The following is a 14,873-nucleotide window of genomic DNA, read 5'->3' on the forward strand; positions in this document are numbered from 1 at the left end:
TGTGGTATGTGGGGGTATGGCAATACTCTACGTCGCAGCAGCGTTCGTGTTCTTTATGTGGTGGGCGCGGGGGTCTTTTATCCCAGCGGCCTTTCTGGCGTTTTGCTCGGGCGGGTTCATGCTGTTGATGACAGTGCTATTTGGCACATCTATGCACGATCTTACTGAAGGTGCGACCCCGTTTATTATTGCCGTTTTCTTTCTGGCTTTCGCGCCCTGGTACATCCGTCAGCAGATAGAGCGCCGCCGCGCTGATGCACTGGACCGCGCCTTGAACGGCGTCCGTTTCAACGGTGACTAACGTCTAGGCATAAGAAGGTTAATAACTTCTTGGTCCGCTCTCTGCATGTTAGTTAGTCTCCGGTTTGCCAAGGCATGATTGGCTAAGTGGTTGACTGTGTGCAGGCCTGCGCCCGCCAATCCTCCGGTTATAGCGCCGCCTTCATGCATCCCAAGCAGGCCCCCGGCTGTGCTGACAACAGCACCAACATTCCCACCTCTAATTTCTTTTTCGCGTTGCTTCATCCCGGCTTTGAATGTTTTTGATGCATTGCTTGATCGGCCTGCCGCCTGAATTTCGCGCTCTGCCAACATATCCCTATAGAGCATTCGCAAGCGCTGTTCTTGCTCTGGCGTGACGACATCTGTCCCTTTAGTTGAAACAGATACTTCGTTTTTATCAATCTGGCTGATCAAGTTTTTCAGGGCTGTATACTTTACAGCTTCCCCGCTGGCTGCATCGTTTGATGCCTGCAAAAGGCCGCGAGATTGAAGAAAGCGCAGTGAATCAATATCGCTGGATCGGCTTGAATACCCTTTTAAGTAGTCATTAAACCCCGGAGCTCCTTGCTCTATATGGTGCGCCAGATCATCCATGAACGGCGTAAGGCGGGAAGCTGCGGCCCTCATATGGCTGCTTTCACTCGCTGCCGCCTGCTGTAACCCATAACCTATGGCCTTGCGCACATTCCATAGATTAGAAGGCAGCGCAGTTCCGGTGTCATCTGATGCATCGGCTAATTCTGTCTTGGCCCGAATGAGAGCCTGCTTTACGGCAGAGTTTCCCCGGTTATCCGCAATATGTTGGTCCAAAACGTCATGCAGTGCTGTGGTTGAAACCGGGGCCTCATTCTGGAATGCGGCTTCGCGCTGTGCTGCCTCAAAAGCAGACCGCTCCTGTTCCAAGTTGGCAATGTGCTCTGGCGTCCCAATCGTATCCCGCAGGTGCTTGGTGTAGGCTTCGCCGTTAGCAAGATCCAGCGTCCGGAACGCTTCTGGGTACAAATCCCGCAAATTGTCTTCCAGCCCTGCCAGTTTCACATCGCCGTTTCTTGTCGCCTTAGTATGGAACACACCCGGAACTTGCGCCTCATAAAGCCGCGTACCGTTTTTGCTGGTAAAGGCCTGCTCAATAGCCTGCGCTGCCTTCTTAGGGTCAGAGAAAGCGCCAATTTTAGAGACCGTCTTTGTTTGTGCCTTTTGCTCTGCCTTCTGGGCTGCTGCTGATAAGGCGCTTTCGGGGGCTTCTGGGGCGCGCTGCATAACGCCGTCTGGGTCAAGGTAATTGATGATCTTGTCTGCGGTACCCTTCAGCCTGCCACCCCCTGCTGAAAGGGCTTTGCCCGCCCCATGACCAAGCGCACTTAGGCCCAAAGTGAGCGCCGCCTGATCTTTCCAGTCACCGTCAGCCAGTGCCGTCTGTACTCCAGCCGCCAAGGCATTGTTGCCCCACCGCGTAACGGCTGGCCCCTCCCCCTTTAGCAGGTTGGCCGCCACCCTGCCGCCACGCGTTCCCTCAAGCATACCCGCAGCGGGACGAACCAACCTGCCGCCCACAGCAGCAGAAAGGCCAGCCCCCAGCATCCCCCCGACTGCACCAGAAACATCGCTCCCATAGTCTCCCTTCCGAGAGTCTTCGTCCGCATTCTCTGCCGCCTCTACAGCATCGCCGATACTTGCGAGTTTACGCGATGCTGCATTGTCATAATGATGACCAGCGGACGCCAGCCAGCCAAGCAGATGCGGAACGCCTGCGCCAAATGTCTTGTCAATTTCGCGCCCCGCTGCATTTACTGTGTCATTGACTAAAGTGCCGGCCTTACCAAGAGCAGACTGCTCAGGAACATGGGCAACAGGCTTCTCTGGCCCCCACCCGTAAATGCTGTCATCCAGAGGTGCGTTCTGCGCCTTCTGTTGAGGTACATCGTCCCATCCATAGATGCTGTCATCCAACGCATCGGACGGATTAGCCGCGCCCTGCTTCTTTTCGATTTTTGCCATGTTCGCCATTACCTTGCCGGGATAGGCCCGCGTCTCATTGTTGTCCCAACGCGCCCGATCCGTGCCGCCATTATAGGCCCGCATTGCATCAGTCGGGTTGCTGTATCGCTTCAGGTTCTCATCCAGCAGCCGAGCCGCGCCATGGATGGCTTGCACTGGATCACGCGGATCAATGCCAAGTGACTTGGCTGTATCCGGCATGATCTGCATGAGACCAATTGCCCCGGCGGGGCTTTGAGCGTCCAGACGACCGCCGCTTTCCGTTTCCGCTACAGCCCTGAGCCACTTCTCATCAATGTTGTGCGCCTTTGAGGCGTCCCGAAACGCCTGATCAACACGCCTTTGAAGATCATCGGCCATTGGACGGGCCGAGTATCCGGTCAACCTGTTGCGGCGTCAGGCCGTAGTCATAGCCTTTTTCACGCTGCGCACGAGCCATGCGCCTGACAGCATCAGAATATTGCGCACGGTCTGTGATATGAGACTTTGCATATTCCCGCCCCTCTTCTGGCCCGAGCCGCTGAATGGTGGCAAATCGCGGGTCAAAATTCTGGTCGTAATCAGCAAGAGCAGAAAGGACTTTCGTGGGGTCTTTTATGGATGCTGCCAGTTTCTGCTGCCCCTGCTTATAGACCGCGGCAGTCAGTATCTCATTGGTCAAGGCGCGGGCCGCCGTTGGCGTCATGTCGATGCTGGGCGTGATATGTCCAAGATCAAGCAGGCCCGCATTAGTGTGGGGGCCGCTGCCGCCGTCCATCATCTGCTTGCGGAGTGTTGCGCCCGCTTTGTCAATTTCCTGAGCAATGGTTGCATATCCCTTGCTGCCACCCCAATCTATGCCGAATTTGCTGGCATTATTGGCAATATCTTTCAAAGTACGGGAGCGTACATTCTTCAACTCGGGAGATGACAGAAGTGCATCCAAATTGCGCAGCGTAGCAATATTCTGCGTCACATCATTCTGCTGCGCTGACAGGGCATTTTGCATATCCTGCCCTGTTTTATACTGATCAGCATAACCGGTGGGTGCGCCAGACATTGGTTCAGCCGGGCCGCCAGCCGTATTTATCCTCCGCCCGGTAAAGTTCCCGCTACCATTACTCTGGCGGAGTTCTCCCGCAGGGCGATAGACGGTGATCATCTGGCCGGTTTCTGGGTCTTTCATTGTCACCGGCAACATGATGGCGTTGCTGTCAGGCCCGACCTGTTTCTGCACAGTAGTGCTTGGCTGGAACTGCCCGCCAGTCATGGCGCTGCCCTGCGTGCCAATGATGACTTGCTGCCCGTTGTCCACGGTTGCGCCGGGAGTACCGTAGGCGTTCGCCTGCTGCCCCTTCGCGGACTGCATGGAGTTGATAAGCTGATCGATGCCGCCCTTTATCCCGTCAGGGTGCTGGGCAATCTGGTCAACAATGGCATCAATGTTCTGTCCGGGGTAAATTGACTTTGCCATACGCCCACCCGCGAATAGGTGCTCCTTATCCGGGTGCGTCCTCACGTAGGAAAGAATGGAGCCAATGGCGTTTTTCCCGGCCTCAGTGTTGGCAAGATCTTGATGCCTGATTGCGTTCTGGTCGCTCATGGCTTGCGCCGCGCCCAAAGCTGCTGCCGGGGTATGGGCCATGGTTGCGCGGGCCTTGGCATAATCCGTGCGGCCATAGGCATCGGTAGCGCCAAGCAGTGCGTTGCCCTGTGCTAACTGGGCATCATACTCCGCCTGCCGTATTTTGGTCCCGAGCAACTGGTTCTGCACCGCCGCCGCCTGCGCGATGTTGGGCATCAGGTTATTCTGCGGCTGGACTGTGCCCTGCCCAATGCCGAGCAGAGCATTGGCGTTCATGTCAAATGTTGGCATCAGGAATACCCCGCAGCAGTAATTCTGTCCTCAATCCCACTATTGGGTGTGCTCACTGATCTGGAGGAATTTCCGTTAATCAGATTATTGTAGGCTGCGTAGTTGCTGCCGTATTTTGCGGCCTGATTTCCTAGACTGTTCAGTCCATTGCCCAGACTGTTGCTCATCGCAGTAGTGCCAGCCATAGACGCGCCAACACCTGCCATCTGAGCCGCAGCACTATTGACTGCGGTGCTGGTGGCATTGCTAGCGCTGGTACCTGCGGCCTGTGATCCATAACCCAGCAACTGGTTCTCACGGTTCCAAGTGTTTGTCAGGTTGCCTTGGCTGGCATTGTTGACACCAAGCAACTGATTGGCCGTATTCAAGGTGTCGTTATACTGGTTCTGATACGTGCTATCAGCTAGCCCGCTGGCGTAGGTGGCCGCCCCTTTAAGGGCTGCACCGCTGTTTGCCAGACCGCGCGCGGCGGCGCTGTTTGTCGCTGCCTGCTCGCCCTGCGACAGGTTCCACTGGTAACCCGGCGTTGCCTTCAGGTAGTCTTCCGTCAGGCCATTCTGTAACCTGTTAAGCTGATTGCCTGCCTGATCCGTGTAAGTATTATCAATATTCCCCCACAACGGCATGTTGCTGTTGATGTTGGCGAGCATATTCTGCCCGGTCGCAACATAGGGGTTCAGATAGTTTTGCGCGGCCTCGCCAGACGCGCCGATGGCTTTGGCTTGATTGGTTCCGGTTCGGCTGGCCTTGTTCATGGCCTTCTGGGTTAAAGCCATCTGCACGGCAGTCGTCGCGGCAGTCGTCGCGGCCTGCACTCCTTGCCCTATCCCGAATACATCGCGGCATAGGCCGTACTGAGTATCGCGTGGGGCTGCGGGATGTCTCATCATGGGCGTTTCATCCGGTAAAGGCAGGTTTCACGGGTCTGGCCGTCTGGCCACGCAACGGGGAAAACCCCGTCCAGCTTAAAGCCGAGTAGCGAGTTAGTGACACGAACGGCCCTGTTGTCTCGCTTTGGTGCGGCAATAAGCTCCGTGGCGTCTGGGTGGTCTGACCAAAAATCAGCGAGGGATTGGCGCATGGCATCAAGCGCTATCTTGCCACGGGCATGCTTGGCGGCGGCACAGTGCGCCTCATAAATACCAGCCTGCTCCAGCGGCATAGTAATGCACACCACATCGCCCACGCGGTAAACCTTGCCGCCCGCCGGGACATCGCGTCCGATGATTTGCTCCACCGTCATCATGATACGACAAACCCGTTGAGGATAAGGGAAAGCCCATTACCCGAAGCCGTGAGCACATCGCCCTGAGCAAGCGAAAACGCCGCCAGTTCGGGCGGGATTGCGCTGCTATTGGGCGGGACAGACCGGCTGATAATGACAGGGAAAGTGCCACCCGCTGCGCGTGTCACGCTAACGGAGAGGGCAACAGCCGCAGTCGTGTTGTTTGCAACAACAGCGGTTGTAATAATTGTGCTGGAACCAGAGCCTGTGGCAACCGTCTGTGCGGATGCCGTCAGGTTTATACCTGGTTGGATTGCGAGCGTAGAAACGGCCATAAAATCTGACTTTGCGCGGCATTGAGCGCCGCATCATCAAGAGATTGTGCCGTTTTCGCCGTAAGGCTGCCGTACGTGAGCAGGGTTAATACTAGTACGTCCTGCGCTGCCAGTAAAGCAGATTGCGCGTCTGCCTCTGCTGTTTTCACAGCATCGCCTAAAACTGTCACCTCAGCACTGGCAGATTTTGCCTCTGTGAGCGCCATGGTCGCGGTGCCTTGTGCTGATGCTGCCTGCCCTAATGCTGATTGCGCGTCCGTTTCCGCTTTATTGGCTGTGCTGATAGCCACAGTAATACGTTGGGTATCGTAAGCCGTATCCGTGCCGGGCTCTTTGCCGGTTCTGTTAAAAATCGCCAGTTGGTAACGCGTAAAGCCTGCTGTCGGGTTGCCATTCCGGTCCGCAATCGGGCCGGAGTAATACGGCATGTAATAGCTGGATGCCTCGCTCATGTCGCCACCGTATCTGCGTCAATAAACCCGCCCATCAAAGCAGCGCCGTTACCCCCGGTCCATGTCATGCGGTACACTCGGTCACGCGCTAGACCCAGTCGCCAGACCGTGGGCCATGTATTCCCATCCTGCCCCAGCGGCATCTGCACATAGGGGTGGCTCCATGTCGCACCCCGGTCATCTGACCAGTCGAGGTGCACAACGGCCCCGCTGCCGTTCTGCATATCCAGCATGAGTTTGCGGTGGATCATGCGCCGTCCATCCCCAATAGCGTGCGGGAATGAGCGCTGGCGCTTTACTGGCGTTCCGGTCTCGGTGTCTAGATCAAGAGAGACCTCGTAAATTGCTCCTGTTTCCGGATCGCCGCAAAACACTCTCCCATATGCGCAGGCCCATGCATTAGCCCGCAGTGGCGCTTCTTCCAGCGTGTGAGGATCCAGAGAACAGCGCTCATGCCACAACCCGGTGGACAGATCATAAACCCACGTTTCCCCTGCCTTCGGGAAGGTCAGGACATAGAAGGTATGGCCACCCTGCTGGTAGATATGCCCTATAGCCGCATCGCTACCTGCATACTGCTGGATGGCGTTCTCTATCGCATATGTGCTGACGGGTTGCGCCGTTTGTCCATTCCCGAGATACACCCGCAGAAGGCCCGTTCGGTCCGCGCCTAGCCAGAGAACCACATCAGAATTTGCGGAAATGCTATAGGGGGCATTACACCCTGCGCCAATGCTCAGTGATGGCATCCGCTGGAACGGGAAATCCGCAGCGCCAGAGGTGTACCACAGCTCAGTTTCCTGCGTCCCGAACAGCCAGATCGTCTGCCCGACAACAGCGATACCGGAAATGGTATCAGGATAGCTGGTCTTGCTGGCAACATAGAGACTGTCAAAGGGTGTTGTCGCCTCGTCAGCGAACTGCGCCGGGCCCACATACCAGTTTGTCGTGTCGGGATTTGTGTAAAGAAAAAACGTATCCAGAATGGCAATCGTACGGGAGCCATAGAATGCGCTGTCCACTATCTGGGTAAGCGTGCCATATAGCCCCTGCTGCGGCTTTTTAGGCAGGGAGCAATACCAGCCACCCTTTGCCGTGCCGTCCACAATGAACAGCGTGATGCCATTGTCCTGCATACGGACCTGACCGGCCCCCGCCGAAATGGTGCCTATTTTCGTGGTGTTGCCGTTGGCCTGCGCCACATAAACCCCGCTCCCCACAACGGCGATCAGATCTCCTTGCGTGGACTGGTACAGGCACCGCACGGCACCCGCCTCTGGCGTTGCAAAAATGCGCGTTCCCGGCGTGGGGTAATGCGCGTATTGCACTGGCTCCTGTTCCTGTGCAGGCAAAGGTTCAGGGATTAGGTTCAGGCAGCGCTGTGCTGCAACTGCCGTTGACCGGGCCTGATATGCTCCTCCCGTCAGGTTGATACGAACCATCAGGGCGTTCCGTAATCGCTGGAGGAGACACCGTTTTCGAGCCAGACCATGTCCCAGTATTTCAGGGATGGAAGTGTGAATGTTATGAAGCCGCCGGATGCATCAGAGCCTGTTGCATAAGTCAGCTTCACCGGAGCCCCATGGTTCACGTCCGGGCTGGCTGTGTAGAGGTCACCAAGCGTTCCGCCTGACGTGTAGTACATCTTGACCTGAAGCGCGCCGGTGGCTGTCGGTGCGGCTGCATTGGCCGCGTTGTCATTCACGTCTGAAAACGAGGCCGCGCTCATCTGCTGGTAATTGAGCAGATGCAGGATATCGAAGCCACTCCGATGGTTCTGGAAGAGCCAGACCTTGCCAGCTGCCGCAGTCGTGCTGCCCGTAGCACCTGAGGTGATAGACGGAGCCGCTGCGGCCGAGGCACTGATGTTCAGCCGCAGCAGTTTCTCGTAGGCCACGCCAAAAGTCTGGTAGTCATACTCACCCTGCACCATGTCGGGATTAGGGCTAAGCATGTTGCCGATGGGGAAATCATCATTACTGATGAACCGCGCCCCATCACCGGGGTTCTGTTGCCCATCCACAATCCAGGCGTGATGTGCACCAGTCGCAAGCATTGCCGCTTCCTGATACAGGACGCCGGGTGTGTTGAAGGTGCACGCGGTGGGGCCACCATTGATGGAACATGACTTTGACGCACCGAGCGTCTTGTTCAAGCCCATATCCCAGTCGAGACCAATGTTATTGGGGGTTCTGTTCGCCCACCCCCAGACCTGCCGCGCCTTGGTCAGGAAGTCACCAAAGTTTCCAATATCAGATGGATTATTCCAGCGTTCTACGAAATGATAAGTTTCGCGTCCTGACTGAACGAGATCCTGCTCATTGTACGAACCTGCCGGGTTTAAGACCATTGGGCCGTTCACATACCCCTGAACCGTCTTCAGGAATGTGGAATATGTGGTGTCCATTATGATCCGGGACGCTTCCCAGTTCCAGAGCGCGGTATTGATCGTGCCGAACGTATCAATAAACATGCCATCAAATCCAAGACGCTGGCGCATTAACTCAGCTTGTTGACCCCAGTATGCCTGCCAATCCTTATTATTCGGGTCCATGTAAGCTATTTTGTCGTTGAATTTTAGCAGATCAGAAACCGTACATGATGACCCGCACGCTTTTGTAAACATCCCCCATGATAATTGCGCCCCTGATCCGTCGCGTGTAAACCCGGGAGAAACCCCATAATTGGCAGCATAGATCGGCATATACATCAGCGTACCCATACGAAGGGTTTTTGCTGCTGATATATGGCGCTTTATCAAATCCGTGCTGATAGTCTGTCCGTCACCATTGACCCATGACAGAGTGTCAGTCCACGGCTTATGCCAGCGGTAGAGCATGTTGTAGAATTGAAGATTGTTGCAATGATAAGCGTTGAGGCTCTGCAAATCCTGCTGCGGCGTACCGAACAAATTCGGCTTCCAGCCACCCCAGTCCGTATATGTGCCAACAACCCAGCACTGCCGAGGGTATGTCCACCAGTCGGTAGAGAGGTCAAACGCCCCTGCTTCCTGATCAAGCTGATGGCCGTTCTGGTCCGCTGCAACCAAAGTGACCAAATACCCCTGCCAGTTGGTCCGGCTCGATGGAAAGCGTAACTCTGTGGTTATCAGCCCGCCTGCCGGGAGCGCAGTCACCGCAACCGACACCGGCTGGCCAACCTGCACACCCCGCCCTGATACTGTCCCCGTCACAGTTCCCGTAAACGGTGCCCCTGTGCTGTTGGACAGAGTGACGAACATACGTATCTGCTCGCCTCCCCGATACCGTGAGAAATCAGTATTGATGGACTGGATAAGCGGGCCGGATAAATGCGGGTCAGCATGTGCCGTCAGGGGAGCGGCCGCCAAAAACCCCAAAAATATGGCCAGTCGCTTGATCATCTGCATGCGCTATCGCTCCGATAGATATCGCCTGCATCATCGACACAGACAAAATGAGCGCCAGTTAAGGGCGCGGATGTCAGCATACCGCTATTTCTGAGAGGACTGGAAACATTAACATAGCCCGTCCCTGCTGCTTCGATATTGAGCCAACTGTTCCCGACCTGTGACGCAATATACATGTTCGCATATTGATCCTGCCAGATAGAGGCAGGGTTTGTTTGACCCGGCCCAAAGAAATCCAGAACAGCACCATTCGTGCCTCCTGATGCGGTCCCATGCAGCTGCACATGGTTACCGTAAAGCGCGATACCCCCAGTCCCGTTCGAATAAATTGACGTGCTGCCGTTTGTGGACCCCGGAGACATGTAGAGACCGCCGCCAGTATCCTGCCAGAGAGAGGCTGGAATACTATTGCCCTGCCCGTACAGGTTGATCTTGGCGGCTCCTCCTGCGCCCGTATCATGCACTTCCAGAGCGCCGTTCGCAGTGTAGAACTCGAAACGCGTATTGCTTGAATTTGTCGAGAAATTCGCGTTTCCATCAGGGTCCTGCCAGAACGTCACAGGGTTTGATGAGAGCGTGGATTGCAGAGTCAACTGCGGCGCTGATGCATTCCCAATCGTCAGGCCGCTAGATACCGTGATGTTCGGGGCCAAATATAGGTTCGGCCATGTCCCCAGAATATCCCCCGCCAGAGGCTCACCGAACACGCCGTTCGGCGTGGTAATGGGGACTGTAAATGTGCAGCCAGTTGGGATGGCACCATTCCGGGTGCAGGAGAACACACTGTTGATGGTAGATTTCGCATCATTCAATGCCTGCAACCCAAAGGTTCCGTTGTTATTGAACCAACGCCAGCGGCCAAGATCAACGGAGGCGGTCGTGTCAACGCTATCCACCGTTGGTGTCGGTCCGGAGATTGTCGGGTTGCTGACCACCGGCCTGTTCACATCGGCCTTTGTCTCCATAGCGGCGTTCAGGCCGGTCGGACCATCGAGAGTGACGCGCCTGTTCATGGCCGGGACCGACTGAGCAGATGCGAAAGACGGCAAGCATAGCGCCGCCAGCAGGAGCAGGCGTTTCATAATTTCTGGATCTCCAGTCCGGGCCAGTAGAACGGATTATTGAGTGGTGTCAGGATCGCTGGCATGCCCAGCGTCGGGATTTGCATATTGGCTGACCGAATGGTCGCTAGGGCTGATTTGGTAGCCGCGACAACCGTGGGGGACGCCTCCTGACCGTAGGATGGTGCCATGCGGGCCGCCAGAGACCACATGATCGCGTCCCAATATTCGGGAGGAAGATTGATGGGGTCGGTTGCCGTGAGCGTTGTTGGCAAAATCTCCGGAACGATAATGTGGAATTCCCACAAATCAGCAGGAGGGATAGGCCACGGCCTGAATTCACCCGATGGGAACGCGGGGTTGTAGTAAAAATAATTCGGCCATGTCTTGAGCCCTTTGAGGCTGAGGCCAGCATAATCCTCGTAGGAGGGTATTGGTGTCAGCGAGTAATCAATAGGGTTCCCGGCTAATAGCCCGTCTGAGCCCGTATCGAAGTCGTTCCCGTTAAAGTCACCGCCAGAGAAATCCCCGTCCTGAGTGGCGCTTGTTCCACTCGCTAACAGGCGTGCATATGCCGCAACAACCTGCGCAGGGCGTAAGGGCATATCAAAATCACCACCCGGACCGGCGTAATAAACGGATGCGCCGGTAGACGGGCAGAACAGATCGACAAGGTTGGGTACAAGGAATTTCCGGCGCTGCCACTGCGCCAGCATCATATTCAGATGCATTACCCCATCAGCAACATCTGGTGGATTTGGAGAGGTCCCCATTGCGCCGATGCCGATCTGACGCAATGCCATGCCGACAAGATCAGATACGGTATAGCCTGTGGTTTTATCGGGGGTGCCGTCAGTTGCTCCGGCCATTGGCAGGGCGTCCCTTCCGCCGCATTACGGGCTTGGGTGGCGCGTCCCGGCGCTCAGGCACAGGGCGGCCCATCATGCGAGCTCTCACCCGCGCTTCTTCCGCTGCATCCCGAACGGTCACAGTTTCGTAACCGTTCGGGTGGTGCAGGCATTTTGGATACTGACGCATCAGCCCGCGTGGATAATATCCGGAACGATACACATCCATTCGGGGCGCAGCACACCAATACCGAACAGCACATCAAGGCGGGTTCCAAGCGTGTCGTTGGTGCCATTGTAGTAGGTCAACGTACGCATAGAGATGCCGTCGAGGTTTGCCATACCGCAATCCACGACGCCCTTATTGACCTCCATCAGGTCAACAGTCACCATCGTCATGGCCTTCTTGTTGAACAGCAGATTGCGGCGGATAGTTTCGCCCTGCTTACCGACAAGATTGATGATAGCATCAGCCTGCGGTGCCTTGTCCACAGTCTGGTACTGCGCCTGAGAGCCATCAGCAGAGGGGCCAACCAGTGCAGGGGAAACCACGATAGACGTAGCCCCAGATACCGCAGCCTGCGTCACCACAAACTGCATCGGTGTGCCGTAGGACTGCTTGGTCACACGGTTGACCTGATTGACGCCCGTAATGGTGATCACGTCACCAGCATTCAGGCCGCCATTGAGCGCAGAGCATCCAATAACGGAGTTCTGCGGGTATGCTGTCGGGCTGATCTGGCCGGGGATGGCGTTGCCAGAATTGGTGATGTTGGTCACGCTACCGGTCGCTGTTGCTTTCCCGTCATAAGACCCGGTGGTGGTGACCAAGCAAGTCTGGTCACTGATCCACTCGCGCACACCCAACAGCGGAGCCTGCATGGAGCCAGTCGTGGTCTGGTCGCCAATTTTAGCCTGAGGGTTGAACAGTCCCATCAGGCCGGAAACCGTATTGGCATCGGTATCAGGGTCCAACACAGCAAAGCGATCCATGGTCGGCGCGTGCTGCTTGGTGAGTTTGGCCTTGGCTTTGAGCCACGTATCAGACGATGGGGCAATGGTGTTGCCGTTCCCGTCAGTATTACGCACCATGTTGGCCGCACCCAGCGCAAGCTGCATGGCGATGTTAGCAACCGTGCCAGTCAGGTTGTTGACTGACGGCTCGATGTAGCGCCCGCTGAAATCGTCAATATTCAGGGTGCGTTCCTGCGTATCGAATGACAGAGAAACGTGCTTCCGGTAAGCAATTGTTAGCGGAATGGAGCGCTCAGTAATGGCCTGAGGGCTGACAACCGCACCATCGCCCACAACCGGGTCGTTCGGCAGACGGACGTTGACGGACGCGCCAATCTTCGCCCCAGACTTGCCGAAATAGCTGTCATAGGAACGGTCAACGTTCTTGATAAAACCATTGGTATCACGAAACAGCGGCAGGGCGCGTTTTGTGATGATCATGTCGTTAATAAGCTGATTAGCCACGGGTTTCGGCTCACAATATACAGTGGCGCACTTGCGCCTATCGTGCCGCTCTCGCCAAAGGCAGAACGTGTGCCGGTTACGAGCACCGGAAACAGCCGGGTTAGCGCCCCCGTGGCGTTTGCGGGGTTACTGCCCCGCGCAGGTTAGGTCCGAACGCCCGCTTTCCATAAACGGTCAAATTCAGAGGCGGAAATGTTCGGGTCATAGATTGACCGCTTCCCACCTGATGCCGCCCCAGTTGGCGCATTTACCGGCGGCGGGGCTTTTGAAACCTGAGGTGCCACAGGCTTGGTTATCTGCTGTGCCTGCTCTGGTTTCGCCAGTGTTCCCGCGAACCGTTCCAGCAAAGCAAATTGACGGCGCTCAGGAGCATCGAAAATTTCACTCGCCTTATCTGGGTCGTGAGCCAAAGCGTAGTACACCGCACCAGCATTTGGCAACTCAGAAATATCAGAAAGTAGCTGTCGGTGTGACGTTTTATTAAAATCCAAACCAGCCTGATCGCTCAGGAGTTGTGTCAAATCCCTCGCGTCCGTAGTTGGGTCGGCCTGACGTACCGCACGGGCAATAGCATTACACCGATCAACGAACGACCGCGCCTCGGTTTCCTGCTGCGCTTTCTGCTCGTATTCGCGCTGCACCTGTTCGCGTATCTGGTCAGGCGTTAATTCGGGTGCCTGCTCTTCCTCGCCGCGGGAAGCTTTCAGGGCGCGGGCATATTGGGCAGCTTCTTCCTGTGCAGCCTGCGCGCGTCGCTCAGCCTCCCGGCGCTCGAACGTCATTTTGTCAATCTTGCGCTGCATCCATGCGGGAACAGGCTTTTTCTCTTCCTGTGCTGGGGCAGTGACAGACTCTCCCTCACCGGGGGCGCTTTCGCTCCCGTGCTCTAACTGCGCATCAGAGCCCGGAGTGATATCGGTTTGGATATCAGGCGTTATCTCGGTCTGAATTTCCAGTGTGTCGCTCATACGTCAACTGCTCCATTTATGGGGTTTGGCGCGTGGATTTCACCGCCGGGAGGATTGGAGGATGGCAGGCGCGGAAGTGGTCCGGGTGGCCCGTCCTGAATAGCAGGCGCAGCACCTTCTTCCGGATCTTCTGGTGGCTGTTGAGGCCCGCCGGATAAAGCCTCAGACACCAACTGATGAACCAGAACACGCAGCGCAGCGGGGTCAGTCGAGCCAATGGCCGCCATGCGGTCCGTCTCGGCTTTATACTGGTTCGTATCCGCTGCCATCACGTCTTTGACCTTGGCATGCTGCTGGGTGGCGGCCTTGATCTGAATATCGGCAGACTTGTCTTTCAACTGCTGATGCAACTGGCCTATCTGACCCTGCAACTGCTGGATCATCTGTTGAGCCTGCCCAAGGCGTGGATCATCGGACGCTGGCTTGAGGCGGTCGGCAATCTCGTCAGCCAGTGGGAAGTCTGCGCTCAGGAATACGAGGTCGCCAATCTGCCCCATCAACTGTGGGTCTGCCTGCACAATCTGCGTCAGGGCGTTGAACGCATCCTGTCTCCGCGTTGCGAAAGCTGGACCTACATCCGCCTCAACATCATACCGGCCAATCGTGGGATTGATGGCAAGAATTGCCCCCTCAATCTGCCTCTGCTTAGCCAGTGACATGCCCTGTGGTGGCTGCTGTGGCTGTCCATCAGGCCCCGGAGGCAGCGCGACTGTGGCAGACTGCTGCAAATTCGGGTCAACGACTACGCCGGTCTGCGTACCGTCCATCCCGAGCGACTGTACTGCCCGCTGCGTATCGTAGACTTTCGGAATGGCACTGATGAGCAGACGCCCAATGTAGCGCAGCGCCATGCCCTGATTGTCGGTGTAGTGGTAATTGGCGGTGTCAGACTGGCGTTGCCGCTGCTGGATGGCCACGCCCGACTTCTCGTCGCGGAAATCTCACAGAAGGGTTGTACATCGGGTTAGATTATGAAAAAGTC

At 56.3% G+C, this 14,873-nt stretch carries 15 protein-coding genes; 1 reads left to right on the forward strand and 14 read right to left on the reverse strand.

Going from position 1 to position 14,873, the window contains the following annotated elements; all coding sequences use genetic code 11:
• Positions 1-16 precede the first annotated feature (16 nt).
• Positions 17-301, forward strand: coding sequence for a hypothetical protein (locus tag ACTIDN_RS00880; RefSeq protein WP_441375668.1), 285 nt, complete (start codon positions 17-19; stop codon positions 299-301).
• Here the strand turns inward: ACTIDN_RS00880 and ACTIDN_RS00885 are convergent.
• The 14 genes from ACTIDN_RS00885 to ACTIDN_RS00950 all read right to left on the reverse strand — a co-directional run bounded on the left by ACTIDN_RS00885 (position 298) and on the right by ACTIDN_RS00950 (position 14,808).
• On the reverse strand, positions 298-2,640 hold the full coding sequence (locus ACTIDN_RS00885; protein ID WP_441375669.1) for a lytic transglycosylase domain-containing protein: 2,343 nt from the start codon (positions 2,638-2,640) through the stop codon (positions 298-300). The two genes, ACTIDN_RS00880 and ACTIDN_RS00885, sit on opposite strands and share 4 nt — an antisense overlap.
• Positions 2,630-4,135, reverse strand: coding sequence for a hypothetical protein (locus ACTIDN_RS00890; RefSeq protein WP_441375670.1), 1,506 nt, complete (start codon positions 4,133-4,135; stop codon positions 2,630-2,632). The genes ACTIDN_RS00885 and ACTIDN_RS00890 overlap by 11 nt, the downstream gene beginning before the upstream one ends.
• Positions 4,135-5,025: a hypothetical protein gene (locus ACTIDN_RS00895; protein ID WP_441375671.1), complete on the reverse strand. Its 891-nt coding sequence runs from the start codon at positions 5,023-5,025 to the stop codon at positions 4,135-4,137. The genes ACTIDN_RS00890 and ACTIDN_RS00895 overlap by 1 nt, the downstream gene beginning before the upstream one ends.
• On the reverse strand, positions 5,022-5,381 hold the full coding sequence (locus tag ACTIDN_RS00900) for a hypothetical protein (protein ID WP_441375672.1): 360 nt from the start codon (positions 5,379-5,381) through the stop codon (positions 5,022-5,024). Before ACTIDN_RS00900 ends, ACTIDN_RS00895 begins: the two co-directional genes overlap by 4 nt.
• Positions 5,378-5,695: a hypothetical protein gene (locus tag ACTIDN_RS00905; RefSeq protein WP_441375673.1), complete on the reverse strand. Its 318-nt coding sequence runs from the start codon at positions 5,693-5,695 to the stop codon at positions 5,378-5,380. The genes ACTIDN_RS00900 and ACTIDN_RS00905 overlap by 4 nt, the downstream gene beginning before the upstream one ends.
• Positions 5,659-6,147, reverse strand: coding sequence for a hypothetical protein (locus ACTIDN_RS00910; protein ID WP_441375674.1), 489 nt, complete (start codon positions 6,145-6,147; stop codon positions 5,659-5,661). Before ACTIDN_RS00910 ends, ACTIDN_RS00905 begins: the two co-directional genes overlap by 37 nt.
• The gene (locus tag ACTIDN_RS00915; RefSeq protein WP_441375675.1) at positions 6,144-7,589 is read right to left on the reverse strand and encodes a hypothetical protein; all 1,446 of its coding nucleotides are present in this window, start codon (positions 7,587-7,589) and stop codon (positions 6,144-6,146) included. Before ACTIDN_RS00915 ends, ACTIDN_RS00910 begins: the two co-directional genes overlap by 4 nt.
• Positions 7,589-9,535: a glycoside hydrolase family 66 protein gene (locus tag ACTIDN_RS00920; protein WP_441375676.1), complete on the reverse strand. Its 1,947-nt coding sequence runs from the start codon at positions 9,533-9,535 to the stop codon at positions 7,589-7,591. Before ACTIDN_RS00920 ends, ACTIDN_RS00915 begins: the two co-directional genes overlap by 1 nt.
• Positions 9,526-10,617 (reverse strand): hypothetical protein, encoded by a 1,092-nt coding sequence (locus tag ACTIDN_RS00925; RefSeq protein ID WP_441375677.1) that lies wholly within the window; start codon positions 10,615-10,617, stop codon positions 9,526-9,528. The genes ACTIDN_RS00920 and ACTIDN_RS00925 overlap by 10 nt, the downstream gene beginning before the upstream one ends.
• Entirely contained in the window at positions 10,614-11,465 is an 852-nt protein-coding gene (locus ACTIDN_RS00930; protein WP_441375678.1) for a hypothetical protein, read from the reverse strand. The genes ACTIDN_RS00925 and ACTIDN_RS00930 overlap by 4 nt, the downstream gene beginning before the upstream one ends.
• Positions 11,449-11,634 carry a hypothetical protein gene (locus ACTIDN_RS00935; RefSeq protein ID WP_441375679.1) on the reverse strand — a complete coding sequence of 62 codons (186 nt, stop codon included), beginning with the start codon at positions 11,632-11,634 and terminating at the stop codon, positions 11,449-11,451. Before ACTIDN_RS00935 ends, ACTIDN_RS00930 begins: the two co-directional genes overlap by 17 nt.
• Positions 11,634-12,923 carry a P22 phage major capsid protein family protein gene (locus tag ACTIDN_RS00940; RefSeq protein WP_441375680.1) on the reverse strand — a complete coding sequence of 430 codons (1,290 nt, stop codon included), beginning with the start codon at positions 12,921-12,923 and terminating at the stop codon, positions 11,634-11,636. Before ACTIDN_RS00940 ends, ACTIDN_RS00935 begins: the two co-directional genes overlap by 1 nt.
• A 143-nt stretch (positions 12,924-13,066) precedes the next feature.
• Positions 13,067-13,891 (reverse strand): hypothetical protein, encoded by an 825-nt coding sequence (locus ACTIDN_RS00945; RefSeq protein WP_441375681.1) that lies wholly within the window; start codon positions 13,889-13,891, stop codon positions 13,067-13,069.
• On the reverse strand, positions 13,888-14,808 hold the full coding sequence (locus ACTIDN_RS00950; protein WP_441375682.1) for a portal protein: 921 nt from the start codon (positions 14,806-14,808) through the stop codon (positions 13,888-13,890). Before ACTIDN_RS00950 ends, ACTIDN_RS00945 begins: the two co-directional genes overlap by 4 nt.
• Positions 14,809-14,873: the final 65 nt, after the last annotated feature.

It is taken from the genome of Acetobacter sp., from assembly GCF_052102375.1.
Taxonomy (GTDB): Bacteria; Pseudomonadota; Alphaproteobacteria; order Acetobacterales; family Acetobacteraceae; genus Acetobacter.

Coding starts and splice junctions, on each gene's coding strand:
- ACTIDN_RS00880 (WP_441375668.1), top strand. CDS start 17: ATGGCAATACTCTACGTCGCAGCAGCGTTCGTGTTCTTTATGTGGTGG.
- ACTIDN_RS00885 (WP_441375669.1), bottom strand. CDS start 2,640: ATGGCCGATGATCTTCAAAGGCGTGTTGATCAGGCGTTTCGGGACGCC.
- ACTIDN_RS00890 (WP_441375670.1), bottom strand. CDS start 4,135: ATGCCAACATTTGACATGAACGCCAATGCTCTGCTCGGCATTGGGCAG.
- ACTIDN_RS00895 (WP_441375671.1), bottom strand. CDS start 5,025: ATGATGAGACATCCCGCAGCCCCACGCGATACTCAGTACGGCCTATGC.
- ACTIDN_RS00900 (WP_441375672.1), bottom strand. CDS start 5,381: ATGATGACGGTGGAGCAAATCATCGGACGCGATGTCCCGGCGGGCGGC.
- ACTIDN_RS00905 (WP_441375673.1), bottom strand. CDS start 5,695: ATGGCCGTTTCTACGCTCGCAATCCAACCAGGTATAAACCTGACGGCA.
- ACTIDN_RS00910 (WP_441375674.1), bottom strand. CDS start 6,147: ATGAGCGAGGCATCCAGCTATTACATGCCGTATTACTCCGGCCCGATT.
- ACTIDN_RS00915 (WP_441375675.1), bottom strand. CDS start 7,589: ATGGTTCGTATCAACCTGACGGGAGGAGCATATCAGGCCCGGTCAACG.
- ACTIDN_RS00920 (WP_441375676.1), bottom strand. CDS start 9,535: ATGCAGATGATCAAGCGACTGGCCATATTTTTGGGGTTTTTGGCGGCC.
- ACTIDN_RS00925 (WP_441375677.1), bottom strand. CDS start 10,617: ATGAAACGCCTGCTCCTGCTGGCGGCGCTATGCTTGCCGTCTTTCGCA.
- ACTIDN_RS00930 (WP_441375678.1), bottom strand. CDS start 11,465: ATGGCCGGAGCAACTGACGGCACCCCCGATAAAACCACAGGCTATACC.
- ACTIDN_RS00935 (WP_441375679.1), bottom strand. CDS start 11,634: ATGCGTCAGTATCCAAAATGCCTGCACCACCCGAACGGTTACGAAACT.
- ACTIDN_RS00945 (WP_441375681.1), bottom strand. CDS start 13,891: ATGAGCGACACACTGGAAATTCAGACCGAGATAACGCCTGATATCCAA.